The following is a 23,848-nucleotide window of genomic DNA, read 5'->3' as shown; positions in this document are numbered from 1 at the left end:
ACCCCCGTGGACAAGGCATGATCGGCGGGGTAACGGCGAGCAGGAGACCAGATGAGCATTGTCGGAACCCGGGTCGTCCGCCAAGAGGATCAGAACCTGATCACCGCGGGCGGCACCTACGTGGACGATTTGCGGGAGGAAGCGCTTTCCGGAGCCGCACACGCGGTGTTCGTCCGCAGCCCCATCGCGCACGCGCGGATCGGGGGCATCGATGTCAGCGAGGCGAAGGCGGCGCCGGGCGTGCTCGGCGTGTTCACCGCCGCCGAACTCGGGCTCGAACCGCACGCGGCCGGGCCGGTCAAGGAACCGTGGCTGGCCGACGGCGTCGTGCGCTACGTCGGTGAACCGGTCGCGCTGGTCCTCACCGAAGAGCGCTACCAGCTGGCCGACGCGGCCGAGCTGGTCGACGTCGACTACGAACCCCTCGACGCCGTCGCGAGCATCGGCGCCGCCCTCGCGGACGAGACGCTGCTGTACCCCGGAACCGGCAGCAACGTCGTGCAGGTCAACGGTGTCGCGGAGTTCGACGAGAGCATCTTCGCCGACTGCGAAGTCGTCGTCTCGCAGACCATCGTGAACCAGCGCGTCGCGCCCGCGCCGCTCGAGGTGCGCGGTGCTTCGTGCGCGTGGGGCGAAGACGGCAGGCTGACGGTCTGGCTGTCCACCCAAAACGCCCAGATCGCCCGGACGCAGCTGGCCGCGAGCCTCGGCGTCGGCGAAGAGAACGTCCGGGTCGTCGCGCCCGACGTCGGCGGCGGCTTCGGCGCGAAGATCGGCGCCGACCCCGAAGCGACCGTGCTGGGCTGGGCCGCCAAGGAGATCGGGCGCCCGGTGCGCTGGGTGGAGTCGCGCAGCGAGAACCTGACCGCGATGACCCACGGCCGGGGGCAGCTGAACACCGTCACCATCGGCGGGAAGCGCGACGGCACCGTCCTCGCCTACCGCCTCGACGTCATCCAGGACGCCGGCGCGTACCCGCGGACGCTGTTCCTGCCGACGCTGACCGAGCTGATGGCCGTCGGCGTCTACCGGTTCCCGAAGGTGGAAACGCGCAGCCGCGGGGTCGTCACCAACACCACGCCGATCGCGGCCTACCGCGGCGCGGGCCGCCCGGAGGCGACCGCGGCGGTCGAGCGCGGGATGGACGTCTTCGCCGCGAAGATCGGGATGGACCCGGCCGAGGTCCGCCGGGTCAACTTCATCCGGCCCGAAGAGTTCCCGTACCGGACGCCGACCGGCGCCTCCTACGACACGGGCGAGTACGCGGCCGCGCTGGACAAGGTCCTCGACGCCGCCGGGTACGCCGAACTGCGCGCCGAGCAGAAGCGGCGGCGCGAAGCCGGTGACCCGGTCGAGCTGGGCCTCGGGATCGCGGCCTACGTCGAGATCACCGGCGGCGACTCCGGCGGCGAGAGCGGCCGCGTCGACATCCACCCGGACGGCTCGGTCGTCGCGTGGACCGGCAGCTCGCCGCACGGCCAGGGGCTCGGCACGTCGCTGGCGATGCTGCTGTCCGACCAGCTCGGCGTGCCGCTGGAGAAGATCACCGTGAAGCACGGCGACACCGACGAGGTGCCGAAGGCGGTCGGCACGTTCGGCTCCCGGTCGCTGCAGCTCGGCGGCTCGGCGATCCGGCAGGCGGCCGACGAGGTCATCGCGCAGGCCCGCGAGCTGGCGGCCGACCTGCTGGAAGCGGCGCCGGACGACCTCGAGCTGGACGCCGAACGCGGCGTGTGGCAGGTCCGCGGCGCGCCGTCGAGCACGGTGCTGAGCTGGGCGCAGGTCGCCGAGACGGCCGGGGAGGGCAAGCTCTCGGCCGACGTCTGGTTCGGCGGCGGCAAGCCGACGTTCCCGTTCGGCGCGCACCTCGCCGTCGTCGAGGTCGACACCGAGACCGGCAAGGTCGACCTGCGCCGGATCGTCGCGGTCGACGACGCCGGGCCGATCGTCAACCCGCTCACCTTCCGCGGCCAGCGCCACGGCGGGCTCGGGCAGGGCGCGGCGCAGGCGCTGATGGAGGTCGTCACCTACGACGAAGACGGCAACCCGACGACCGCGACGCTGGCGGACTACTCGTTCGTCACCGCCGTCGAGCTGCCGGACTTCGAGCTCGTCGACATGGCCACCCCGACCGACCGGAACCTGCTGGGGGTCAAGGGGATCGGCGAAGCGGCGACGATCGGTTCGACGCCGGCGGTGCACAACGCCGTGGTCGACGCGCTTTCGAAGCGCGGTGTGCACCACCTGGACATGCCCACGACCCCGATCCGGGTCTGGGAAGCTCTTGAAGAAGCTGGGAAGGGAAGCGCGCGGTGAAGGTCTCGATCGAGGTCAACGGGCGGCCGGTGACCGAGGAGGTGCCGGACCGGACGTTGCTGGTGCACTTCCTGCGCGACACGGCCGGGTTCACCGGCACGAACATCGGCTGCGACACCACGTCCTGCGGCGCCTGCACGGTGCTGCTCGACGGCGAGTCGGTCAAGTCCTGCACGGTGCTGGCCGCGCAGGCCGACGGCCACGCCGTCACCACCGTCGAGGGGCTGGCGGAGCCGGACGGGTCGCTGCACCCCGTGCAGCGGGCGTTTCGCGAGCAGCACGGCCTGCAGTGCGGGTTCTGCACGCCGGGGATGATCATGGCGTCGGTGTCGCTGCTGAACGACAACCCGAAGCCGACCCGCGACGAGGTCCGGGCCGGGCTCGAGGGCAACCTCTGCCGCTGCACGGGGTACCACAACATCGTCAGCGCCGTGATCGACGCTTCGGGTCAGGAGGTGGACCGGTGATCCCCGCAGAATTCCGCTACGAGCGTGTGTCCACAGTGGACGAAGCGCTGGCCAGGCTCGCCGAGCACGGCGACGAGGCCAAGGTGCTGGCGGGCGGGCACTCCCTGCTGCCGCTGATGAAACTGCGGCTGGCCGCGCCGGAGTACGTGGTCGACATCGGCCCGGTCGACGAGCTCCGCTACGTCCGGCTCGACGGCGACGACGTCGTGATCGGTGCGCTGTCCCGCTACAGCGACCTCGCGCACGACCCGGTCCTGCGGGAGCACGCGCCGCTGCTGGCGCACGCGTCCGGCGAGGTCGGCGACCGCCAGGTCCGCCACCGCGGCACCCTCGGCGGCTCGCTGGTGCACGCCGACTCCGCGGCCGATCTGCCCGCGGCGGTGCTGGCGTCGGACGCGGTGCTGGTCGCGCGCGGCCCGGCGGGGGAGCGCCGCATCCCGGCGGCGGAGTTCTTCCTCGGCCCGTTCACGACGCCGCTGGAGCCCGACGAGCTGCTCACCGAGGTCCGGCTGCCCCGCCAGACCGGGCTGGGCTGGGGCTTCCAGAAGTTCACCCGCCGCGCGATCGACTGGGCGATGGTCGGCGTGGCCGTCACCGGCGGCCGGGTGGGCCTGATCAACATGGGCGGCGTACCGCTGCGGGCCACCGCGACGGAGGAGGCACTGGCGGCGGGCGCGTCGATCGCGGACGCGGCGGCGCTGGCCGCGGAGGGCACGAACCCGCCGGACGAGCCGCACGCGACGGCGGAGTACCGCCGCCACCTGGCCCGCGTGCTGACCCGCCGCGCTCTCACCGAGGCCGCGGCGCGCTCCTGAACGCCGAAGGCCCGGCCGGTCCACAGTGGACCGGCCGGGCCTTCGTGCGTGCTCAGGCGAGGTCGAAGCGGTCCAGCTCCATGACCTTCGTCCACGCCGCCACGAAGTCGGCCACGAACTTCTCGCGGGCGTCGTCGCTGGCGTAGACCTCGGCGAGGGCCCGCAGCTGCGAGTTCGAGCCGAAGACGAGGTCGACCGCGGTGGCGGTCCACTTCACCGCGTCGGTCGCGACGTCGCGGATCTCGTAGACGTTCTCCTCGGACTCCGACGCCTTCCACCGGGTGCCCGGCGCGAGCAGGTTGGCGAAGAAGTCGTTGGTGAGCACGCCCGGCCGGTCGGTGAGGACGCCGTGCGCCGCACCGCCGTGGTTCGTGCCGAGGGCGCGGAGGCCACCGACGAGAACCGTCATCTCCGGCGCGGAGAGGCCGAGCAGGTACGCGCGGTCGACCAGCAGGACCTCCGGCTGGCGCTTCTCGCCGGCCCGCAGGTAGTTGCGGAAGCCGTCGGCCCGCGGCTCGAGCACCTTGAACGAGTCGGTGTCGGTCTGCTCCTGCGTGGCGTCCGTGCGGCCCGGGTGGAACGGCACGGTCGTCTCGACGCCGGCGTCGCGCGCCGCCTTCTCGACGGCGGCCGAGCCGGCCAGCACGATCAGGTCGGCCAGCGAGATCTTCGCGCCGCCGGCCTCGTTGAACTCGCGCTGGATGCCCTCGAGCGTCTCGAGCACCTTGCCGAGCTGATCGGGCTGGTTGACCTCCCAGGTGCGCTGCGGCTCCAGGCGGATCCGCGCACCGTTCGCGCCACCGCGCTTGTCGGTGCTGCGGAAGCTCGAGGCCGACGCCCATGCCGTGGAAGCCAGTTCCGCGACCGAGAGCCCCGAGTCGAGGACCTTCGCCTTGAGTGCGGTGATGTCGGCGTCGCCCACGAGGTCGCCCTCGACGGCCGGCACCGGGTCCTGCCACAGCTGCGGCTCGGCGACCCACGGGCCGAGGAAGCGGCTGACCGGGCCCATGTCGCGGTGCAGCAGCTTGTACCAGGCCTTGGCGAACGCGAGCGCGAACTCGTCCGGGTTCTCCAGGAACCGGCGCGAGATCGGGCCGTAGACCGGGTCGAAGCGCAGCGACAGGTCCGTCGTGAGCATGGTCGGCTTGTGCTTCTTGTTCGGGTCGAACGGGTCCGGGATGATTTCCGGCGCGTCCTTGGCGACGTACTGCTTGCCACCGCCGGGGCTCGTGGTGAGCTCCCACTCGTAGGCGAACAGGATCTCGAAGAAGCGGTTGCTCCACTCGGTCGGCTTGTCGGTCCAGGTCACCTCGAGACCACTGGTGATCTGGTCCGGGCCCTTGCCGCTGCCGTGCGTGCTCAGCCAGCCGAGGCCCTGGGCCTCCAGCGGGGCACCTTCGGGCTCCGGGCCGACGTGGTCGTCGGCCACGCCGGCGCCGTGGGTCTTGCCGAAGGTGTGGCCGCCGGCGATGAGGGCGACGGTCTCCTCGTCGTTCATCGCCATCCGGGCGAAGGTCTCGCGGATGAAGCTCGCCGCCGCCTTGAAGTCCGCGCTGCCGCGGGGGCCCTCGGGGTTGACGTAGATGAGGCCCATCTCGGTCGCCCCGACCTCGGGCGCCATCTCCGAGTCGCTGACGTAGCGCTCGTCGCCCAGCCAGTCGTCCTCCGGGCCCCAGAAGATCTCCTCCGGCTCCCAGGTGTCGACGCGGCCGAAGCCGAAGCCGAAGGTCTTGAAGCCCATCGTCTCCAGCGCGACGTTGCCGGCCAGCACCAGCAGGTCGGCCCACGAGATCTTCTGGCCGTACTTCTGCTTGACCGGCCACAGCAGGCGGCGCGCCTTGTCGAGGTTGGCGTTGTCCGGCCAGCTGTTCAGCGGGGCGAAGCGCTGCCCGCCGTCACCGGCGCCGCCGCGGCCGTCGTGGATGCGGTAGGTGCCCGCGGCGTGCCAGCTCATGCGGATCATCAGGCCGCCGTAGTGGCCGAAGTCGGCGGGCCACCAGTCCTGCGAGGTGGTCAGCACCGAGGCGATGTCCTGCTTGAGGGCGTCGACGTCGAGCTTCGCGAATTCCTTGGCGTAGGCGAACTTCTCGCCCAGCGGGTTGCTCTTCGCCGAGTGCGCGTGCAGCACCGACAGGTCGAGCTGGTTGGGCCACCAGTCCTTGTTGGTGCGCGGACGGCCGCCCGTCTTCGGCGTCGGCGAGTCGATCGCCGGGTTCTCGCTCTCGCTGCCGTGCGAGGTCACCGAGTCGTGCGCGACCGGGCAACCGGCCGCCGCCTTCTGGTCCACGCCCTGCGCGCTGGACGGGCCGTTGTCCTGGGTGGAGCTCATTTACTTCCTTCCGAGAGCGGCGAATCATTTCGGGTGCGGTCGGCCGCGCAGCCGGGGCAGGTGCCCCAGTAGACGACCTCCGCCTGGTCGATCACGAAACCGTGGTCGTCCGAGGCGGTGAGGCACGGGGTGTGGCCGACGGCGCAGTCGACGTCGGCGATCGCCCCACAGGAGCGGCACACGACGTGGTGGTGGTTGTCACCCACGCGTGACTCGTAGCGGGCGGTCGCACCGGCGGGCTGGATGCGCCGCACCAGCCCGGTGTCGGTGAGCGCACGCAGCACGTCGTAGATCGTCTGGTGCGACACCGACGGGTGCTCGCCGCGCACCAGGTCGATCACCGTTTCGGTGTCGACGTGGGGGTTCTCGCGCAGCACCGCGAGCACGGCCAGCCGGGGCCGCGTCACGCGGAGCGAGACGGCTCGCAACTGCGCTTCGTAGTCGGACATCACCGCCGACCCTAGGGCGCTATCTGGAATGAGTCAAGTTATGACCCGAAGATCCACTCGGTGGTGTCGTGCGGCCGGGTACGCCGTTCGCCGTGCGCCTTGGTTAGGCTCGCGGGCATGCCGGACACGCAGTACGAAGACCTCCTCCGCCACGTGCTCGAAACGGGGGCCCGCAAAGGGGACCGTACTGGTACGGGCACGCGGTCGATCTTCGGGCACCAGCTGCGCTACCGCCTCTCGGACGGCTTCCCGTTGATCACCACGAAGAAGGTCCACTTCCGCTCGATCGCGTACGAACTGCTGTGGTTCCTGCGCGGCGACGCGAACGTCGGCTGGCTGCGCGAGCACGGCGTGACGATCTGGGACGAGTGGGCGGCGGAAGACGGCGACCTCGGCCCGGTCTACGGCGTCCAGTGGCGCTCGTGGCCGACCCCGGACGGCGGCCACGTCGACCAGATCGCGGAGGTCCTGCGCACGCTGCGCGAGAACCCCGACTCGCGGCGGATCATCGTGTCCGCGTGGAACGTGGCCGACATCCCGCGCATGGCGCTCCCGCCGTGCCACGCGTTCTTCCAGTTTTACGTCGCCGACGGCCGGTTGTCCTGCCAGCTGTACCAGCGCAGCGCGGACCTGTTCCTCGGCGTCCCGTTCAACATCGCGAGCTACGCGCTGCTGACCCACATGATCGCCGCGCAGGTGGGCCTCGGCGTCGGCGACTTCATCTGGACCGGCGGCGACTGCCACGTCTACGACAACCACGTCGAGCAGGTCCGCACGCAGCTCGCCCGCGAGGCGCGGCAGTTCCCGGCGCTCGAGCTGAAGCCGGCGGAGAGCCTGTTCGGCTACACCTACGAGCACTTCGCGCTCGAGGGGTACGACCCGCACCCGGGTATCAAGGCCCCGGTGGCGGTGTGATCGGCCTGATCTGGGCCCAGTCGGCGAACGGCGTCATCGGCCGCGACGGCGAGCTGCCGTGGCACCTGCCGGAGGACCTGAAGCACTTCAAGTCGGTGACGGCGGGCGCGGCCGTGCTGATGGGGCGGCGCACGTGGGAGTCGCTGCCGCCGCGGTTCCGGCCGCTGCCCGGGCGGCGCAACCTGGTGCTTTCGCGGACCCCGCAGGACGGGGCCGAGACGTTTCCGTCGCTCACCTCGGCGTTGGCGGCGGTGTCGGGCGACGTGTGGGTGATCGGCGGGGCGGCGGTTTACGCGGCGGCGCTGCCGGTGGCGGACCGGATCGTGGTGACGGAGATCCGGGAGTCGTTCGAGGGAGACACCCGCGCGCCCGAGGTGGGGCGGGCGGCGGAGTCCGCGGGGGACTGGCTGGAGTCTTCGACCGGGCTGCACTACCGGTTCCTGACCTGGGGCTGAGCTTCGGCTCGTGAGCCGGTCGGGGTGTCCCGGAGCAGCTCGGTGCGGCCCTGCGAACGTCATGAACGAGTCGTTCACCTCGCCGGATGTCATGAAAGGGTCGTTCATGGCGTCGCCGGTGCGGGCCGGGGACCGTTGCGCTCCCGGGGCTCGACGCTATACGGTTGCCTGACTAGAACACGTTACAGTTTACGTGTCCGGGCGGACCGAGGAGCGGAAATGGCGAAGCGGGCGCCACGCAGCGACGAAGCCGATTACGTCGTCGTCGGGTCGGGGAGCTCCGGTGCCGCCGTCGCCGGGCGGCTGGCGCAGGCCGGGGCCAGCGTGATCGTGCTGGAGGCGGGCAAGAGCGACAGTCAGCTGCTGGTCACCAAGCCCGGCATGGTCGCGCCGATGCACGCCGTGCCGCAGCTGAAGAACCTCGTCGACTGGGGCTACTACTCCGTCCCGCAGAAACACGTTCTAGATCGTCGGATGCCGGTGCCGCGGGGCAAGGTCGTCGGGGGCTCCAGCTCCGTCAACGGCATGGTCTACGTCCGCGGCAACCGCGCCAACTTCGACTCCTGGGCCGCCGAGGGCAACGAAGGCTGGGACGCCGACCGCGTCAACGCCGCCTACAAGCGGATGGAGGACTTCGAGGACGGCGAGAACGCCTTCCGCGGCGCCGGCGGGCCCATCCGGATCACCCGCAACAAGATCCCGCAGGAAGGGACGCTGCAGTTCCTCGAGGCCACCGCCGACGCGATCGGCTGCGAGATCCTCGACGACTACAACGCCGAGTCCCAAGAGGGCGTCAGCCGGATGCAGCAGAACGCCGCCGACGGCCTGCGCTACAGCGCCTCGCGCGGCTACCTCCACCACGCGCCTGCGTCGCTCCAGCTCCAGTCGCGCGTGCTGGCGAAGAAGGTGCTCGTCGAGAACGGCCGCGCCACCGGCGTCGAAGTCGTCGACGCCGACGGCAGCCGGCGCACGGTCCGGGCCGGCAAGGAGGTCATCCTCGCCGCGGGGGTCGTCGGGTCCGCGCAGCTGCTGATGCTCTCCGGCGTCGGGCACGCCGAGCACCTGAAGGAACACGGCATCGACGTCGTCGCCGACCTGCCCGTCGGGGACAACCTGCACGACCACATGTTCCACGCCCTGACCTTCCAGGTGGCCTCCAGCAAGCTCCGCGGCACGGCGCCGTTCTTCGCCCGCGGCCTGGCCAAGGAACTGCTGCGGCCCGGCTCCACCTTCCTCGCGAACTCCGTCTTCGAGGCGGTCGCCTTCCTGCGCACCTCCCAGGCCGACGCGGTCCCGGACCTGCAGCTGCACCTGCTGCCCTGGGCCTACGTCTCGCCCAACCAGGACGCCCCGATCCGGCACGCCGTCGACAAGCGCGGTGCCCTCACCGTCCTCACCACGCTGATCTACCCGAAGAGCCGCGGCACGCTGCGGCTCGCCTCGGCCGACCCCACGGCCGCGCCGCTCATCGACTTCCAGTACCTCGCCGACCCGGCCGACCTCGAAGTGCTCGGCGAAGGCTCGGAGATGGTGCGCGAGATCATGGCCTCGAAGGCGTTCGGAGGCGCGGTCAAGGAAGAGATCCACCCGGGCGAGGACCTCAAGGGCCAGGCCCTGCGCGACGCGATCCTCAACCGCGCGACGTCGGTCTACCACGGCGTCGGCACCTGCCGGATGGGCGTCGACGAGCTCGCCGTCGTCGGGCCCGACCTCAAGGTCCGCGGGGTCGACGCGCTGCGCGTCTGCGACGCCTCGATCATGCCGTCGATCACCGGCGGCAACACCAACGCGCCCTGCATCATGATCGGCGAGATGGGTGCCCAGCTCGTCCTCGGGAGCCGGTCATGACCCTCACCCCGGTCAAGCTTTCCCGCCCGGCCTCGGTGACCGACGCGTTCCTCAACCAGCTGGTCGCCCGGGTGCCGGGGTCCGGCGCGACCTGGGAACTCACCGAGGTCTACACCGGCGACGTCCTCGTCGAGCTGCCGCAGTCGACGCCGGCGGACATCGAGCGGGCGTTCGCCGTCGCGCGCGAGGCCCAGCGGAAGTGGGCCGCCACGCCGGTCAAGCAGCGGCTGGCCGTGTTCAAGCGGGCGCACACGCTGTTCGTCGACCGAGCGCGGGCGATCGCCGACCTCATCCAGGTGGAGAGCGGCAAGAATCGGCGGATGGCGATCGAGGAGACCTGCGACCCGCCGATGGTGATGAGCCACTACCTCAAGCGGGCGGCCAAGCTGCTGGCGCCGGTGAAGCGCGGTGGTCCGGTGCCACTGGTGACGTCGTCGACCGAGGTCCGGCGGCCCAAGGGCGTCGTCGGCATCATCGCGCCGTGGAACTTCCCGTTCGCCACCGGCGTTTCCGACGCGATCCCGGCGCTGATGGCCGGCAACGCGGTCGTGCTGAAGCCCGACAACAAGACCGCGCTCTCACCGCTGTACGGCGTGCGGCTGCTGGAGGAAGCCGGCCTGCCGGAGGGTCTCTTCCAGGTCGTCTGCGGCGAAGGCCCGGACGTCGGGCCGGCGCTCATCGACCAGGCCGACTACGTGATGTTCACCGGCTCCACGGCCACCGGCAAGGTGATCGGCGAGCGGGCGGGCCGCAACCTCATCGGCTGCTGCCTCGAGCTCGGCGGCAAGAACCCCATGATCGTGCTCGAGGACGCCGACATCGGGGAAGCCGTGCGGGGCGCGGTGTTCGGCGCGTTCGGCAACACCGGCCAGATCTGCATGCACGTCGAGCGGATCTACCTGCCGGAGTCCCGCTACGACGAGTTCAAGACGGCCTTCGTGGCCGCGGCTTCGGCGCTCGACGTCCGCGCGGCGTACGACTTCGGCCCCGAAATGGGATCGCTCGTTTCGGTGGACCACATGCGCCGCGTCAAGTCCCACGTGGACGATGCCGTCGCCAAGGGGGCCACGGTCCTGTGCGGTGGCAAGCCCCGCCCCGACCTCGGCCCGGCGTTCTTCGAGCCGACGATCCTCGAAGGCGTCACGAAGGACATGCTCTGCGGCGTCACGGAAACCTTCGGTCCCGTGGTGGCGCTGCACACCTACCGCACGGTCGACGAAGCGGTCGAGCTGGCCAACGACACGGACTACGGCCTGAACGCCTCGATCTGGAGCACCGACGTCCCGGCGGCCCGCGCGCTGGCCGCGCGCATCGAGTCCGGCAACGTGAACGTCAACGACATCCTCGCCACGGCGTTCGCCGCCAAGGGAACCCCGTCCGGCGGCATCAAGAACTCCGGCGTCGGCGCCCGCCACGGGGACCAGGGCCTGCTCAAGTACACCGACGGGCAGAACCTGGCCGTGCTGAAGAAGCAGGTGATGGGCCCGCGGCCGGGGCAGGGCTACGAGAAGTACGTCGAGAGCATGCTGTCCGGGCTCAAGACGCTGCGGAAGCTGCGCCTGCGTTAGCCGTCCACGAGCAGCCCCCGCAGCGGGCCCTGCAACCGCCCGGCCCGCCGGGACACGCCCGGCAGCAGCACCAGCCGGTGCGTGCGCCGCTCGCCCCGGCGTTCCCGCTCGGCCTGCTCCTCGGCCAGCGGGCGCCAGAGGTGGTCGACGACGTCGGCCGGGTCGGTGTTCTCCAGCTCTTCGACCGGGCGGCCGAGGTGCTCGGCCCACAGCCGCAGCCTCGTCGAGCGCGCCAGTGCGTGGTCGTCGGTGGCGATGTTGACCTCGGTGTCGTTGAACAGCGAGTGCTCGTTGAGGTTCGCCGAGCCCACGGTCAGCCACTCGTCGTCGACGATGCCGAGCTTCGCGTGGACGTACACCGGCGCCGCCTCGTCGCCGTCGTGGGCGCTGATCGTCGTCGCGAGGAGCCGCTGGTGACCGTCGTCGGCGTCCAGGAGGCGGCCCAGCTGCCCGCGGGTGGTGTCCGAGCCGTTGCTCGGCTTGCGGGGGAGCAGCAGGACCACCCGGAACCGGTCGTCGGGCAGGGTGCGCAGCTTGTCGATCAGCACCTCGGCGATCTCCGGCGACCACAGGAACTGGTTCTCCAGGTAGACGAGCCGTCGTGCCGAGCGCAGCGCGCGGAGGTAGCCGTCGAGCAGCGTGAATTCGCCTCGGGGCAGGAAGTCGTAGGTGCTGTTCGGCACCGTCCGCAGCAGCTGCACCCGGCTGCCGCCCGCCGGCCCGGGCACCGCGGGCGCGGGCAGGTCTTCCCCCGCCACCTCGGTCCACCGCCGCCGGAAGTGGTCCGCGACGTCGGCGACCACCGGTCCTTCGAGCCGCGTCATGAGGTCGTGCCACCCGATCGGCCGCGGCGGGTGGTCCGGGCTGTCGTGCCGGTCGCCCTCCAGCGCGGTGAAGTCGACGCCGCCGACGAACGCGAGCGCGTCGTCGACGACCACCAGTTTCTCGTGGTGGCAGTGCATGGTCCGCTCGCGGGCATCGAGCACGCAGCGCACCGCCGAGCCGTCGGTGAACTTCCGCTGCTCCGAGCGCGCGAGCTTGCGCGAGGGCTGGAACGCCGGCACCGGCGGGCCGCCCCACAGCAGCACCCGCACCTCGACGCCGCGGCCGGCGGTCTCGGCGAGCAGCTCGCGCAGGGTGGGCGCTCCGGGTTCGCGCGTCAGCCGGAAGTCCGCGCTCGCGTGCCAGTTCGCGATGTGGACGTGCGACTTCGCCCGCCGGATCGCCGCCTCGACGGCGGGCAGCGACTCCTCGCCGTCGATCAGCACCTCGACGCGGTTGCCGTCGCGGACCGGGGCTCGGCCGCCGAGCCGGTCCGCCGACCCGCCCGGGGCGAGCACGTCACCCCAGCCGAGCCCGCGCAGCCGCCGCCGGTGGTGGGCGCAGAGCACGCTTTCGAGCCCGTCGCCCAGCCGCTCGTCCGCCTTGTCCAGGAAAGTGCGAAACGTCTTCACCCGTCCCATGGCACTACAGATCGGCCGAGTCCGCCGCGCAGTGACGCTCAGTCAGAGGTCGAGCACCAGGCGGGGTGAGCGCGCGCGGGACACGCAGAGCATCATCACCTCGCTCTCTTCCCGCTCGGCGTCGGTCAGCACGGCGTCGCGGTGCTCCGGTGTCCCGCCGAGCACGCCGGTTTCGCAGGTGCCGCACGTGCCTTCGCGGCACGAGGACAGCACCGTGACCCCGGCTTCCTCGACCACGTCGAGGATCGACCGGTCCGCGGGCACCGCCAGCACCCGCCCCGAGCCGGCGAGCTCGACCTCGAACGCCGTGCGCGGGCCGTCGTCCGGCTCCGCGGCGAAGCGCTCGACGTGCAGGTTTTCGAGGCCGAGCCGTTCCACCGCCGTCAGGAGCGGCGCGGGGCCGCAGCAGTACACCGCCGTGCCCGGCTCGACCGGCAGCCCGGCGAGGTCGAGCAGGCCGTCCTCGTCCTGCGGCCGGATCGTCACGCGGTCGCCGTAGCGGGCCAGCTCGTCGGTGAAGGCCATCGACGAGCGCGTCCGGCCGCCGTACACGAGCTGCCAGTCGCCGGCCCGTTCGAGCATCGGCAGGATCGGCGTGATGCCGATGCCGCCCGCGACGAACAGGTACCGCTCGGCGGGCACCAGCGGGAAGTGGTTGCGCGGCTCCGACACCCGGACCCGGTGCTCGGGCGCCAGCTCGTCGTGCACGTACGCCGAGCCGCCGCGGCCGGCGGGCTCCCGCAGCACCGCGACCTGGTACGCCGAGGTGTCTTCGGGGCGGCCGCACAGGGAGTACTGCCGCACGCCGCCGGGCAGCTCGAGGTCGACGTGCGCGCCGGGTTCCCACGGCGGCAGCGGCCCGCCGTCCGGCGCGCGCACCGTCAGGCGGACGACGCCGTCGGCCACGGTTTCCTTGGTTTCCACGACCAGGTTCATCGGTGTCCTTCGGGGTGGGCGAGGAGCCAGTCCCAGAGCTCGACCGGGTCGTCGAAGTCGCGTTCGGCGCCGCAGTGGCAGATCGCGTGCAGCCAGTCGGTGCCGGGGACCCACAGGACCCGGTTCACGGCGAGACCAGCCGCTGCAGCATCCGGCGCGCCGCCAGGCCACCGGTGTCGATGTTGACCGAAAGTTCCTGGTAGCCATCGGGTTCGGTGGCGATGACCCGCTCGAGGACGTCGAGTGCTTCGACGTCCTGCAGCACCACCGTGCGGTTGTTCTCGGCCAGGAACGCCGACACGCCTTCGTCGTCGAGCGCGAAGTCCCTGGCGACGGCCCAGAAGTCGTGCGTGGAGTGCTCGGTCTCGGGGGTGATGGCGTAGACGACCTCGACGTGGAAGGCGTCCGGGTCGCTGCCGTCGGGGCGCGGCACGGACCCGACCGGCGCGATGCGGCTGTGCAGCTTGTACAGGCAGGGCGGGGTGTATTCGATGTCCTGCCAGCGCGAGATGCGGCCCTGCAGGCCGGTCGACTTGGCGTAGAACGGCGGGCATTCGGCGTCGGCCATGTGCCGCGAGACGTAGACGACGGCGTTCTCCTCGTCGACTTCCGTCGTGATCGGCGTGGCGGCGACCTCGGGGGTGCCGATGTAGCCGCCGTGCAGGTAGGTCTCGTGCGAGAGGTCCAGCAGGTTGTCGACGAGCAGCGAATACCGCGCCCGCAACGGTTCCATCCCCGAGACCGTGGTGTAGCCGGGGGAGTCGAGGTAGGGCGCGCGCGGGATCCGCGCGGCGCCGGCGTCGGCGGGGTCGCCGATGAACACCCAGACGAAGGAGTCCTGCTCCACGACGGGGTACCGCGGCAGCCGCGCGGTCCGGGGCACCCGCGCCTGGCCCGGCACGGCCACGCACTTACCGTCGGCGCCGTAGGTGAAGCCGTGGTAGCCGCAGACGACCTGGTCGTCGACGAGCCGGGAAGGCGCCTGGGACAAGGGGAACCGCCGGTGGACGCACCGGTCGGCCACGGCCGTCACGCTCCCGTCGCGGGTCCGCCAGAACAGGACCGGTTCGCCGCAGATGGTGCGGCTGAACAGTTCTGCGCCGATTTCGGAGCCGTAGGCGGCGACGTACCACTGGTCACGGGGAATGGCGCTCATCGGAGTTCGTCCTCTCGTGGCGGGGCCCCCAGCCTGGGCGGACGGGCCCCTCGCCGCGAAGGGCGATTCCATAAGACGGAAAGCTCAGCCGAGGGCGCGGGAGATCGCCCGGGCGCTCGTCCGGACCAGCGGAGCCAGCGCGTGCGGCGACGCACTGCCGTGCCGCACGACGAGCGACACCGCCGCCACGACCTGGCCGCGGGCGTCGTGGATCGGCGCGCCGACCGACAGGCTGTCGAGGGTCACCTGCCGCTCGCTGATGGAAAACCCGTGGGTGCGGACGTCGGCGAGCAGGTGCCGCAGCCGGCCCGGATCGGTGACGGTGTCCGGCGTGTACCGCTCGATCGGGCGGCTGAGGACGTCTTCCTGCACCTCGGCGGGCGCGTGGGCGAGCAGGACGAGCCCGACCCCGGTGGCGGTCAGCGCGAACCGCCCGCCGACGCGGGTCAGCACGGGAACCGCGCCCGAGCCGGCGATGCGCTCGATGAAGACGACCTCGGTGCCCTCGCGGACGGCGAGCTGGACGTTCTCGCGGGTGATCTGCGAAAGGTCTTCCAGGAACGGGAGAGCGCGCTCGCGCAGGCCGAGACCGCGCGGGGCGAGCGAGCCCAGTTCCCACAGCCGCAACCCGACCCGGTAGACGCCGGTTTCGTCGCGTTCGAGCGCGCCCCAGGTACAGAACTCCCGCAGCAGCCGGTGCGCGGTGGCCGCGGGCAGCCCGGCGCGGCGGGCGACCTCGCTCAGCCGCAGCGCGGGGTGGTCGGGGGTGAAGGCTTCGAGCACCTTGAGCGCGCGGCCGAGCACGGGCCCGGTGGCGCCCGGAACGCGACCTCGATGCGGCACGGCTACCTCCCGGGGAACAGCTGGGCGCGGAGCAGGCCGTCGAGGCGTCGCCACGCCGGTGACCCGGCGTTGACCGCACTCTGGATCAAGGCCGGGACCGCCGAGGGCGCGTCCAGGCCGGGCAGGGGACCGGGGCCGTAGCGCTGCCGGGTCGCCGTCACGATCCGGCCGGCGAGGGCGTCGATCGCCGGGTCCGCCGGAGGCAGGTCGTGGGCGCGGTCGTAGTCCAGGTAGAGCTGCCGCAGCGCCGGGTCGGTCAGGGCCTGGGCCTGGTCGCGGAAGGACTCCGCAGCCTGCTCCGGGTGCGTCGCGTACACCAGGATCCACAGGTCCGTCTCCATGGCGACCCAGCGCGCGGAAAAGCCCAGCTCCGGCAGGTGCTCGAGGTGCCGCGCGACTTCGGTCGGCAGCCCGTGCACCGGCCCGGACCCGAGCCGGCGGAGGCGACGCTGCGTCTCGCGGAGACGGCGGATGTGCGCGGTCAGCTCGCGGTCGACGTCGTGCAGCGCTTCGCGGACCTGCTCGGGCGTCGCGTCGCCGAGGTCCTTGATGCGCGCCAGCGGCACGCCGGCTTCGGCGAGGGTGCGGATCTTGAGCAGGTCGATCGCGTGCGCGGCGGTGTAGCGCCGGTACCCGGATGCGTCCCGTTCCGGCTCCGGGAGCAGGCCTTTCGCGTGGTAGACGCGGACCGTCTTGACCGAGACGCCGGCGTAGCGGGCCAGCCTGCCGATGGTGATCACCCGACCATCATGCCGCGCTTGACCCCGCCCCAGGGGCAGGGTTGCAGACTGACCGCCATGACGAACGTGGATCCGGCCACCCTGCGCGCCCTGGCCGACGAGGGCAACGAGCGCGCCCTCGACCGCCTGGCCGACCTGGCCGACGCGCGCGACGACATCGCGGCGCTGAGCGAGCTGCTCGACGAAGGCAGCACCCACGCCGGCCGCCTCCTCACCCGCCGCGCGGTGGCCGCGGGCGACCTGCTGGAGCTGCAGCGGGTGAGCGACGCCGGCTACGAGGAGGCGGCAGCGGAGCTGGACCGCCTGCTGGGCGACCCGGGCCGCTGACCTGGGTGGCTGGGTCGGGTCGCCGGCCTGGGGCATTGACCTGCGCGACCCGCGTTGCTGACCCAGCTAGCCGACCCGCGCTGCTGCCTGGGCCACTGACCCGCACCCGCCCGGGTCGGGTCGCCGGCCCTTGCGGCAGACCCGCGCTGCCGACCTGGGTCGCTGAACTGGGTTGATGCCCGCCTCGTTGGCTCGGCGGCGTTGGCTGCTCGCGTTGCTGACCTGGTGGCTGGCCCGGGTCGATGCTTGCCCCGCTGGCTCGGCGGCGTTGGCTGCTCGCGTTGCTGACCTGGTGGCTGGCCCGGGCTGATGCCTGCCCCGCTGGCTCGGCCCGTCAGCCCGGCGTCGCTGGCGGCCCGCGCTGCCGATCTGGGTCGCTGGCCCAGGCTGAGGTCGCCCCGCCGGCTCGCCCGGGTCGCGCCCTGCGCCGCCGAGTTACCCCGTTGACCCGCCCTGCCGACCTACTCCGCCTACCTGGGTCGCTGGCCCGGCTGATGCCGCCCCGCTGGCTCAGCCCGTTGGCCGGCGTCGCTGGCGGCCCGCGCTGCCGATCTGGGTCGCTGACCCGGGTCGTCGCCCTGCGCCGCCGAGCCACCCCGTTGACCAGCCCCCGCCGACCCACATTGAGGTCTTCCGAGGTCCTGAACGACTCATTCAAGACCGGCCGCGGGGCGTGTCGAGCAGCCTCACTCGGCCGTCGTGTCAGACTTCCCCGCGATGGTCACCCCAGCCGATCTTGCCGACCTGCTCGAATGTGAGCACCGCAGCCTCCTCCATCAGGCCTGGGCCGCCGGGCTGCCGGGTGCGCCGCGCCCCGCCGACACCGCGGTGCCCGGCCGGCGTCCTGAGGCCGCGGAAGCCGAAGCGACCGAAGCGGCCATCCGGGCCGGGGCGCCCGAGATTCCCCGGGCCGTCCTCCGGGACGGCGACTTCACGGGCCAGGTCGACGCTCTCGTCAAGAACGCCGAAGGCCGCTACGAGGTCTTCGACGCCCAGCCGGTCCGGCACCCGACGCCTGGCGCCGTCGTGCGGCTCACCGCCTGTGCCGACGCCCTCGGCGAGGCCGCCGGGCCGCTCCTGCACCTCGGGCTGAGCGACGGCACCACCCGCACGCTGCGCGTCGAAGACTTCCGGCCCCTCGTCGCCCGGCTGCGGGCCCGCCTGCGCGATCGCGCCCCGCGGGTGCCCGTCCCCGTGTGGGCCGACGAACGCCCGGCCTGCGCCGGCTGCGCGTTCGCCCGGCACTGCTCGTCGGCCCGGGAGGCCGACCGGGACCTCTCGCTCGTCGCCGGGATGCGCGGTGACCAGCGGCGCAAGCTGACCGCCGCGGGCCTGGGCTCGATCGACGCGCTCGCCGCCGCCGGGCCGGGCGACCGGCCGCGGGACCTGTCCGTGACGGCGTTCGAGGCCCTGCGTGCCCAGGCCGCGCTCCAGGTCCGGCAGGACACCACCGGCGAGATCGCCTACGAGGTCGTCGACCCCGACGCGCTGGCCGCCCTGCCGGCACCCGCGCCCGGCGACGTCTTCGCCGACCTCGCCGGTGACCCGCACGCCCTCGCCGGCGAGGGGCTGGAGTATCTCTTCGGCGCGGTCACCGAGGCGGACGAGCGGCAGTTCACGGCGTTCTGGGCGCACAGCCGGGCCCAGGAGAAGCAGGCCTTCGAGGACTTCGTCGACTTCGCCGCCGCGCGCGTCGCCGAGCACCCCGGTTCGCACGTCTACCACTACGCGCCCTACGAGGTGACCGCGATCAAGCGGCTCGCGGCCGTGCACGGCACCCGCGAGGAGACCGTCGACCACCTGCTGCGCAGCGGCGCGGTCGTGGACCTGCACGCCGTCGTGCGCAAGGCGCTGCGCGTGTCGCAGCGGTCGTACTCGATCCGCCACCTCGAGCCGCTCTACCAGCCCGGCGCCCGCGGCAAGACCGCCGTGTCCGACGTCGACGAGTACGAGGAGTACCTGGCGTTCGACCGGTCCGGCGAGCCGGAGCGCGCGGAAGAGGTGCTGCGCCGGATCGCCGAGGACACCGAGGACGACTGCGTCTCCGCCCTGCGGCTGTTCGGTTTCCTGCACCGCGTCCGCGCCGAAGCCGGGATCGACACGCCCGAACCGGCCGAGGAGTCCGCCGAGGACGCCCTGCTGCGCGCGGCCGAGGAAGACGTCGCCGCCGAGCGGCGTGCCGAACGGGCCGCGGCGCTGGCGGCGCTGGTCGACCCGCTGCTCGACGGGCTGCCGGACGACCCCGCCGGCTTCACCGCGGACGACCGCGCCCGCGCGCTGCTGGCGGCGTCGGTCGGCTACCACCGCCGCGAGACCAACCCGGCCTGGTGGGAGTACTTCCGCCAGCTGGCCGCGCCGCTCGGCGACCTCGAAGTCGACACCGCCTGCGCCGTCCCGGTGGCGCTGGAAGCGGGGGAGTGGGTGCCCCCGGCCGGGCGGGTGCGCACGGCGAAGCGGACGCTGCAGCTCGCGTGCGACCCCGACCGGCCGCACCCGTTCGCGCCCGGCGACGAGGTGCGGCTGCGCTACGGCGACATCGCCCGCGACGCGAAGGTCGTCGCGGCGTCGGCGGTCGAGCTGACCGTGGAGGAGAGCAGCCCGCCGGACGCCACCACGAACGACCGGCCGACCGCGGTCCTGCCCGGCAGCCCGGTGCGGCCCTCGCCCAAGGACGAAGCCGTCGCCGAGCTGGCCCGCCTGACCGTCGACGCGCTCCCGGCGCTGCCGCGGCACCCCGGGATCGACCTGCTTCGCCGGACCCCGCCCCGCCTGCGCTTCGGCGAGGCGCTGCCCGCGCCGGGGGACGACCTGGTCGCCACGGTGATCGAGGCCGCCGAAGAGCTGGACGGCTCGACGCTCGCCGTCCAGGGGCCGCCGGGTGCGGGCAAGACCTACCTCGCCGGCCGGCTGATCGCGCGGCTCGTGCGGGCCGGCCGGACCGTCGCGGTCACCTCGAACAGCCACAAGGCCGTGGAAAACGTGCTGAGCGCGGCGAAGAAGAGCGCGCCGGACCTGCCGTGCGCCAAGCGCGCGAAGCGGACGCCGGACCCGGCGGCGCCGTGGGACCAGCCGAAGAGCAACCCGGCGCTGGTCAAGTGGCGCGAGGAGCACGACACCGGCCACCTGGTCGGCGGGACGGCGTGGACCTTCGCCAACGCCGCGATCCGCGAAGAGCCGTTCGACTACCTGATCATCGACGAGGCGGGCCAGTTCGCCCTCGCCGACGCGCTCGCGGTGTCCGTGTGCGCCAGGAACGTCCTGCTGCTGGGCGATCCGCAGCAGCTGCCGCAGGTCGTGCAGGGCACGCACCCGGCGGGCGCGGAGGCCTCGGCGCTGGGCCACCTCATCGGCGAGGCCGACATCATGCCGCCCGAGCTGGGCTACTTCCTCGACGAGACGCGGCGGATGCACCCGGCCGTGTGCGCGCCGGTGTCGGACCTGTCCTACGCGGGCCGCCTGCACGCCCACCCGACGGCGGCCGACCGGTCGCTCGAAGGCGTCGAGGCGGGGTTGTACGTGGCCGAGACCGACCACACCGGCAACACGACCCGGTCGGTCGAGGAAGCCACGGTCGTCACCGCGATCGTCGCGGACCTGCACGGCCGCGCGTGGACCGACCACGGCACGACCCGGCCCCTCGGCGACGCCGATATCGTCGTGGTCGCGCCTTACAACCTGCAGGCGCGCACAGTGACCCGTGCGCTGGAGGAAGCCGGGTTCCCCGGGGTGCGGGTGGGCACGGTCGACCGGTTCCAGGGGCAGGAAGCGCCGGTGGTGATCACGACGATGACGTCGTCGTCGGCGGTCGACCTGCCCCGCGGGCTCGACTTCCTGTTGTCCCGCAACCGGCTCAACGTCGCCCTCTCGCGGGCGCAGGCTCTCGCGATCCTGGTCTGCTCGCCGCGCCTGGTCGAGGCCGACATCCGGACCGTGGAGCAGCTGCGCCTGGTCGCGGGCATGATCGGCCTGCTGACCGCGGCCCGCCCCTGGCCGGCCGGCTAGCTCACGAGGGCGGTTCGACCTCGCCCGCGTCCTCGTCGACGTCCTGGCCTTCCGGCTTCTCGCGCTCGGCCGGGGGGATTTCGATGTCGAGGTCGACGTCCGGGGTGCCCGGCGGGCGCGGGACGTCGGGGCTGATGGGCTGGTGCTCGGCTTCGGTCATGATCGGCGGTTACCCGGATCCCCGGCCGTCCATGCGGACCCCGGAAAGCGCCTTCCGGGGGTGGACCGCCGCGGCCGATGCTGATATTCCTTCGCCGTGCCCATGGACGCGATCGACCTCCACAGCATCAACGCGTGGGAGGTGGCCTTCCTGCGCGAGGAGGTGGGCGCCTACTTCGCCAACGGCATCGGCCTTTCCCCCGGCGCGACCGTGCTCGACGTCGGCGCCAACGTCGGCGTCTTTTCCGCCGCCGTCTTCGAACGCCTCGGCGGGGACGCGCGGATCTTCGCCTTCGAACCGCTCCCGCCGCTGTTCGCGACCCTGGAGCGCAACGCCCGCGAGTTCTTCGCGGACCGGCTGACCGCGTTGCCCTACGGTCTCGCCGCCGTCGAAGCCGAGCTCGACTTCAGCTACTTCCCGGCCGCCACCATCTTTTCGTCGTCGCTGCGCGACGCGGGCAACATCGAGGTCGAGCGCCGCCGGGTCACCGCCAGCGTCGTCGAAATGATCCGGCGGGGCGGGCTCGGCGGCGGGCTGCGCCGCATCCCCGCCCCCGTCCTGCGCGGTGTCGTCGGCCGCAAGCTGCGTGTCATGCGGGAGCTCGAAACCCATCGTGTCCGGGTCCGGCCGCTCTCGGCGGTGCTCGACGAGCACGGCATCGAGTGCGTCGACCTGCTCAAGGTCGACGTCGAAGGTGCCGAGCTCGACGTCCTGCGCGGCCTCGAAGACCGGCACTGGCCGCTGGTGCGGCAGGCGGTCGTCGAGGTCGAAGGCTGGCGCGAGCACCGCGAGACCGTCCGCGACGTCTTCACCTCGCGCGGGTTCACCGTGCAGGCGGTGCAGGACCCCGTGCAGGAGGCCGCCGACATCGGGATGGTGTTCGCGGTCAGCGGTACCCGAGCCAGTCGAGGTTGATCCGGGCGGTGTCGCCGGCCGCGTAGGACAGGGTGAGCGCGGGGTCCGGGCCGGTGACCGGGATGTCGGCGAAGGTCGCCGTGCCCCAGTCGTCCCAGCTGTCGGAGACCTTCGGGAAGCTCAGCTGCCGCAGCGGGCGGCCGTCCACCGACAGCGTCACGGTGCGGGCGTCGCCGTTGGCGTTGGCGTAGCGGACGGTGAGCGTGCCGGTCGCGGGTGCGGCGCCGGCGCGGTGGACCGTGAACGCCGACGCCGCGCCCTCGGCCCAGAGCCCGTCGACGAACGCGCGCCCGGAGTAGCCGGTGTGGTTCACGTTCGTCTTGACCCCGCCGGTGTTGTGCGCGTCTTCGGCCTCCAGGTGCGCCGGATCCGGGCAGCCCGCGACGGTTCCGGCGGTGTCGGCGCAGCGGTCCTGGGCGTCGGGGACGCCGTCGCCGTCGCGATCGCCCGCGGGTGCGCCGGTCACCGTGATCTCGACGGTGTGCGCGCCGCTGAGCGTGGCCGGGAGTTCGGCGGAGGCGGGCCTGCCGTCGAGGGTGACCGAGCGGATCGCGGTCCCGGCGCCGCGCAGGGTGACGGTGAGGTCCGCGGCGCGGTAGCGCAGGTGCCGCAGGGTGACGTCACCCCAGCCGCTGGGCAGGGTCGGGGCGAAGGCCAGGCCGCCGGCGGTGAAGCGCAGCCCGAACAGTCCACTGTGGACCATGTCGAGGAACGCGGTCGCCGACCAGGTCTGGTCGGGTTCGGAACCCCAGTGGAACTTCACGGTGTCGCCGAGCCGCTGGTAGCCGCCGTCGACGACCCCGGTGCCGCCGTGGTAGATCTCCCAGAAGCCGCTGTTGCCGCCGGCCAGCTTCGCCAGGCGCGTGGTCTCGGCGGCGAAGCCGTTCTGGTCGCCCTGCCCGGCGAGCGCTTTCGCCCACAGGCCCTGGACGAGCGGCCAGACGATGGCGTTGTGCCGGCCCGGCTGCGTGTCGGAGTAGCGCGCCCAGTTCGGGTAGGTGTCGGGCATGCCCCACGCCATTTCGCGGGCGTTGGCGACGATCGAGCGCGCCTGCGCGGGGTTCGCGACGCCGAAGATCAGCGCGAACGCCAGCCCGGTGCCCTCCTGGTACGCGCCGCGGGTGCCGTCGGCGAGGAGCTGGTAGTCGTAGAGGCCGGTCTTCGGGTTCCAGAAGTTCCGGTTGATCGCGTTCTTCAGCGCGGTGGCCTTGGTGCGGTACGCGGCGGCTTCCGCGGCGGGGCGGCCCAGCTGCCCGGCCATGTTCGCGGCGTTGACGTAGGCCGCGTAGTAGACCTCGTTGGTGCTCAAGAACATCCCGCTCGCGACGCCGGGCCACGGCATGCTGCCGGTGCTCACCGATTCGGTGGCGTCGGCGGGCGGCGCGGGGTAGCCGGCGATGCCGTCGTTGAAGAACGACGCGCCGGTGAACAGCCCGTAGGTGCGGTTGAACCCGGCCGTGGTCGCGGTTTCGCGGATGCCCAGCGTGTTCTTCGTGGTGGCGTAGGCGTTTTCGAGGAACCCGCGGTCGCCGGTGACGAGGAAGTGGTGCCACGCGGCGGTCGCCCAGACGACCTGGTCCCACTGCTGGTCGTCCTGCTGCACGCGCAGGGCGCCGCCGGCGTCCTTGTCGACCACCGCCCACAGGGTGTTCCGCGCGAGCGCGGGGTCGAGGAGGCTCGTCGCGTTCCAGCTGTTGACCGACGCGTCGCGCGTCCACGGCTGGGCGTACCCGCCGCCCGCGCGGACGAAGCCTACGGCCGGGTCGAGCAGGCCGCTCTTGTCGTACTTCGGGTCGTAGCCGATCGTGTTGGTGCGCATCAGGTTGTCGAGCGCCGCGTCGTAGGCGGTGCCGTACAACGCTTGGCTGCTCGGGTTCGCGAACTCGAGGGACGGGCGGGCCGGGGGAGTCGCGGACGCGGGGCCGGTGAGCACCCCGCTCGCCGTCGCCACCACCAGGACCGCCGCGCCGAACCGCCGCCGGACGTCGTTTGCCATGCGCGTAACCCCTTCGCATCGGTCGCCGACCCGGAGCCAGTCCACCACGGAACGTCGGGTTTTCCCCGGGAACAGCGGGATTCTGTCCGTTTCTGTCCGCCGTCACGGTCGGGTAAAGACCGTTGTGCCTGGTCGCACCGTGTGATCG

General features: G+C 72.5%; 20 protein-coding genes. 10 read left to right on the top strand and 10 right to left on the bottom strand.

Annotation, left to right across the window (positions count from 1 at the left end):
• The first annotated feature begins 51 nt into the window (after positions 1-51).
• The 3 genes from MUY14_RS16365 to MUY14_RS16355 are packed head-to-tail and all read left to right on the top strand — an operon-like array spanning position 52 to position 3,598.
• The gene (locus MUY14_RS16365) at positions 52-2,316 is read left to right on the top strand and encodes a xanthine dehydrogenase family protein molybdopterin-binding subunit (protein WP_247023871.1); all 2,265 of its coding nucleotides are present in this window, start codon (positions 52-54) and stop codon (positions 2,314-2,316) included.
• Complete coding sequence (locus MUY14_RS16360; RefSeq protein WP_125315271.1) at positions 2,313-2,783, top strand: (2Fe-2S)-binding protein; 471 nt, start codon at positions 2,313-2,315, stop codon at positions 2,781-2,783. Before MUY14_RS16365 ends, MUY14_RS16360 begins: the two co-directional genes overlap by 4 nt.
• Positions 2,780-3,598 (top strand): xanthine dehydrogenase family protein subunit M, encoded by an 819-nt coding sequence (locus MUY14_RS16355; protein WP_247023870.1) that lies wholly within the window; start codon positions 2,780-2,782, stop codon positions 3,596-3,598. Before MUY14_RS16360 ends, MUY14_RS16355 begins: the two co-directional genes overlap by 4 nt.
• A gap of 52 nt (positions 3,599-3,650) precedes the next feature.
• On the opposite strand, the gene katG is transcribed toward MUY14_RS16355, so the two are convergent.
• Together katG and MUY14_RS16345 are read right to left on the bottom strand one after the other, a co-directional pair.
• The gene (gene katG, locus MUY14_RS16350; protein ID WP_247023869.1) at positions 3,651-5,927 is read right to left on the bottom strand and encodes a catalase/peroxidase HPI; all 2,277 of its coding nucleotides are present in this window, start codon (positions 5,925-5,927) and stop codon (positions 3,651-3,653) included.
• Entirely contained in the window at positions 5,924-6,376 is a 453-nt protein-coding gene (locus tag MUY14_RS16345) for a Fur family transcriptional regulator (RefSeq protein ID WP_247023868.1), read from the bottom strand. Before MUY14_RS16345 ends, katG begins: the two co-directional genes overlap by 4 nt.
• A gap of 117 nt (positions 6,377-6,493) precedes the next feature.
• Here MUY14_RS16345 and MUY14_RS16340 point away from each other — a divergent pair, with 117 nt between their 5' ends.
• From MUY14_RS16340 to MUY14_RS16325, 4 genes are all read left to right on the top strand, one after another.
• Positions 6,494-7,291: a thymidylate synthase gene (locus MUY14_RS16340; protein ID WP_247023867.1), complete on the top strand. Its 798-nt coding sequence runs from the start codon at positions 6,494-6,496 to the stop codon at positions 7,289-7,291.
• Positions 7,288-7,746 carry a dihydrofolate reductase gene (locus tag MUY14_RS16335; protein WP_247023866.1) on the top strand — a complete coding sequence of 153 codons (459 nt, stop codon included), beginning with the start codon at positions 7,288-7,290 and terminating at the stop codon, positions 7,744-7,746. Before MUY14_RS16340 ends, MUY14_RS16335 begins: the two co-directional genes overlap by 4 nt.
• A gap of 219 nt (positions 7,747-7,965) precedes the next feature.
• Positions 7,966-9,594, top strand: a complete 1,629-nt coding sequence (locus MUY14_RS16330; RefSeq protein ID WP_247023865.1) for a GMC family oxidoreductase — start codon at positions 7,966-7,968, stop codon at positions 9,592-9,594.
• A complete protein-coding gene (locus MUY14_RS16325) occupies positions 9,591-11,162 on the top strand; it encodes a succinic semialdehyde dehydrogenase (protein ID WP_247023864.1) in 1,572 nt (523 codons plus the stop codon). The genes MUY14_RS16330 and MUY14_RS16325 overlap by 4 nt, the downstream gene beginning before the upstream one ends.
• On the opposite strand, the gene MUY14_RS16320 is transcribed toward MUY14_RS16325, so the two are convergent.
• The 6 genes from MUY14_RS16320 to MUY14_RS16300 form a co-directional block, all read right to left on the bottom strand.
• Positions 11,159-12,616 carry a phospholipase D family protein gene (locus MUY14_RS16320; RefSeq protein ID WP_315863275.1) on the bottom strand — a complete coding sequence of 486 codons (1,458 nt, stop codon included), beginning with the start codon at positions 12,614-12,616 and terminating at the stop codon, positions 11,159-11,161. The genes MUY14_RS16325 and MUY14_RS16320 overlap by 4 nt on opposite strands.
• 51 nt (positions 12,617-12,667) lie before the next feature.
• Positions 12,668-13,561 (bottom strand): PDR/VanB family oxidoreductase, encoded by an 894-nt coding sequence (locus MUY14_RS16315; protein WP_247023862.1) that lies wholly within the window; start codon positions 13,559-13,561, stop codon positions 12,668-12,670.
• Positions 13,558-13,689: a hypothetical protein gene (locus MUY14_RS46900; RefSeq protein WP_281506302.1), complete on the bottom strand. Its 132-nt coding sequence runs from the start codon at positions 13,687-13,689 to the stop codon at positions 13,558-13,560. The genes MUY14_RS16315 and MUY14_RS46900 overlap by 4 nt, the downstream gene beginning before the upstream one ends.
• Positions 13,686-14,717, bottom strand: a complete 1,032-nt coding sequence (locus MUY14_RS16310; protein WP_247023861.1) for an aromatic ring-hydroxylating dioxygenase subunit alpha — start codon at positions 14,715-14,717, stop codon at positions 13,686-13,688. The genes MUY14_RS46900 and MUY14_RS16310 overlap by 4 nt, the downstream gene beginning before the upstream one ends.
• 84 nt (positions 14,718-14,801) lie before the next feature.
• A complete protein-coding gene (locus MUY14_RS16305) occupies positions 14,802-15,521 on the bottom strand; it encodes an IclR family transcriptional regulator (protein WP_396126853.1) in 720 nt (239 codons plus the stop codon).
• Positions 15,522-15,562: 41 nt separating this feature from the next.
• Positions 15,563-16,300, bottom strand: a complete 738-nt coding sequence (locus MUY14_RS16300; protein WP_247023859.1) for a MerR family transcriptional regulator — start codon at positions 16,298-16,300, stop codon at positions 15,563-15,565.
• Positions 16,301-16,357: 57 nt separating this feature from the next.
• Here MUY14_RS16300 and MUY14_RS16295 point away from each other — a divergent pair, with 57 nt between their 5' ends.
• Together MUY14_RS16295 and MUY14_RS16290 are read left to right on the top strand one after the other, a co-directional pair.
• Positions 16,358-16,627, top strand: coding sequence for a hypothetical protein (locus MUY14_RS16295; RefSeq protein ID WP_247023858.1), 270 nt, complete (start codon positions 16,358-16,360; stop codon positions 16,625-16,627).
• A gap of 717 nt (positions 16,628-17,344) precedes the next feature.
• Positions 17,345-20,629, top strand: coding sequence for a TM0106 family RecB-like putative nuclease (locus MUY14_RS16290; protein WP_247023857.1), 3,285 nt, complete (start codon positions 17,345-17,347; stop codon positions 20,627-20,629).
• A 1-nt stretch (position 20,630) separates the two neighbouring features.
• Here MUY14_RS16290 and MUY14_RS16285 read toward each other — a convergent pair whose 3' ends face one another.
• Positions 20,631-20,789, bottom strand: coding sequence for a hypothetical protein (locus tag MUY14_RS16285; protein ID WP_247023856.1), 159 nt, complete (start codon positions 20,787-20,789; stop codon positions 20,631-20,633).
• A gap of 102 nt (positions 20,790-20,891) precedes the next feature.
• On the opposite strand from MUY14_RS16285, the gene MUY14_RS16280 reads away from it, so the two are divergent.
• Positions 20,892-21,704 (top strand): FkbM family methyltransferase, encoded by an 813-nt coding sequence (locus MUY14_RS16280; protein WP_247025149.1) that lies wholly within the window; start codon positions 20,892-20,894, stop codon positions 21,702-21,704.
• On the opposite strand, the gene MUY14_RS16275 is transcribed toward MUY14_RS16280, so the two are convergent.
• Positions 21,676-23,700, bottom strand: a complete 2,025-nt coding sequence (locus MUY14_RS16275; protein WP_247023855.1) for an MGH1-like glycoside hydrolase domain-containing protein — start codon at positions 23,698-23,700, stop codon at positions 21,676-21,678. The two genes, MUY14_RS16280 and MUY14_RS16275, sit on opposite strands and share 29 nt — an antisense overlap.
• Between the last annotated feature and the right edge of the window lie 148 nt (positions 23,701-23,848).

The sequence above is a fragment of the Amycolatopsis sp. FBCC-B4732 genome, assembly GCF_023008405.1.
Classification (GTDB): domain Bacteria; phylum Actinomycetota; class Actinomycetes; order Mycobacteriales; family Pseudonocardiaceae; genus Amycolatopsis; species Amycolatopsis pretoriensis_A.
This window is presented reverse-complemented; position numbering and strand designations above follow the sequence as displayed.

Coding starts and splice junctions, on each gene's coding strand:
- MUY14_RS16310 (WP_247023861.1), bottom strand. CDS start 14,717: ATGAGCGCCATTCCCCGTGACCAGTGGTACGTCGCCGCCTACGGCTCC.
- MUY14_RS16290 (WP_247023857.1), top strand. CDS start 17,345: ATGGTCACCCCAGCCGATCTTGCCGACCTGCTCGAATGTGAGCACCGC.
- MUY14_RS16330 (WP_247023865.1), top strand. CDS start 7,966: ATGGCGAAGCGGGCGCCACGCAGCGACGAAGCCGATTACGTCGTCGTC.
- MUY14_RS16275 (WP_247023855.1), bottom strand. CDS start 23,700: ATGGCAAACGACGTCCGGCGGCGGTTCGGCGCGGCGGTCCTGGTGGTG.
- katG (WP_247023869.1), bottom strand. CDS start 5,927: ATGAGCTCCACCCAGGACAACGGCCCGTCCAGCGCGCAGGGCGTGGAC.
- MUY14_RS16285 (WP_247023856.1), bottom strand. CDS start 20,789: ATGACCGAAGCCGAGCACCAGCCCATCAGCCCCGACGTCCCGCGCCCG.
- MUY14_RS16345 (WP_247023868.1), bottom strand. CDS start 6,376: ATGTCCGACTACGAAGCGCAGTTGCGAGCCGTCTCGCTCCGCGTGACG.
- MUY14_RS16325 (WP_247023864.1), top strand. CDS start 9,591: ATGACCCTCACCCCGGTCAAGCTTTCCCGCCCGGCCTCGGTGACCGAC.
- MUY14_RS16365 (WP_247023871.1), top strand. CDS start 52: ATGAGCATTGTCGGAACCCGGGTCGTCCGCCAAGAGGATCAGAACCTG.
- MUY14_RS16340 (WP_247023867.1), top strand. CDS start 6,494: ATGCCGGACACGCAGTACGAAGACCTCCTCCGCCACGTGCTCGAAACG.
- MUY14_RS16315 (WP_247023862.1), bottom strand. CDS start 13,561: ATGAACCTGGTCGTGGAAACCAAGGAAACCGTGGCCGACGGCGTCGTC.
- MUY14_RS16280 (WP_247025149.1), top strand. CDS start 20,892: ATGGACGCGATCGACCTCCACAGCATCAACGCGTGGGAGGTGGCCTTC.
- MUY14_RS16295 (WP_247023858.1), top strand. CDS start 16,358: ATGACGAACGTGGATCCGGCCACCCTGCGCGCCCTGGCCGACGAGGGC.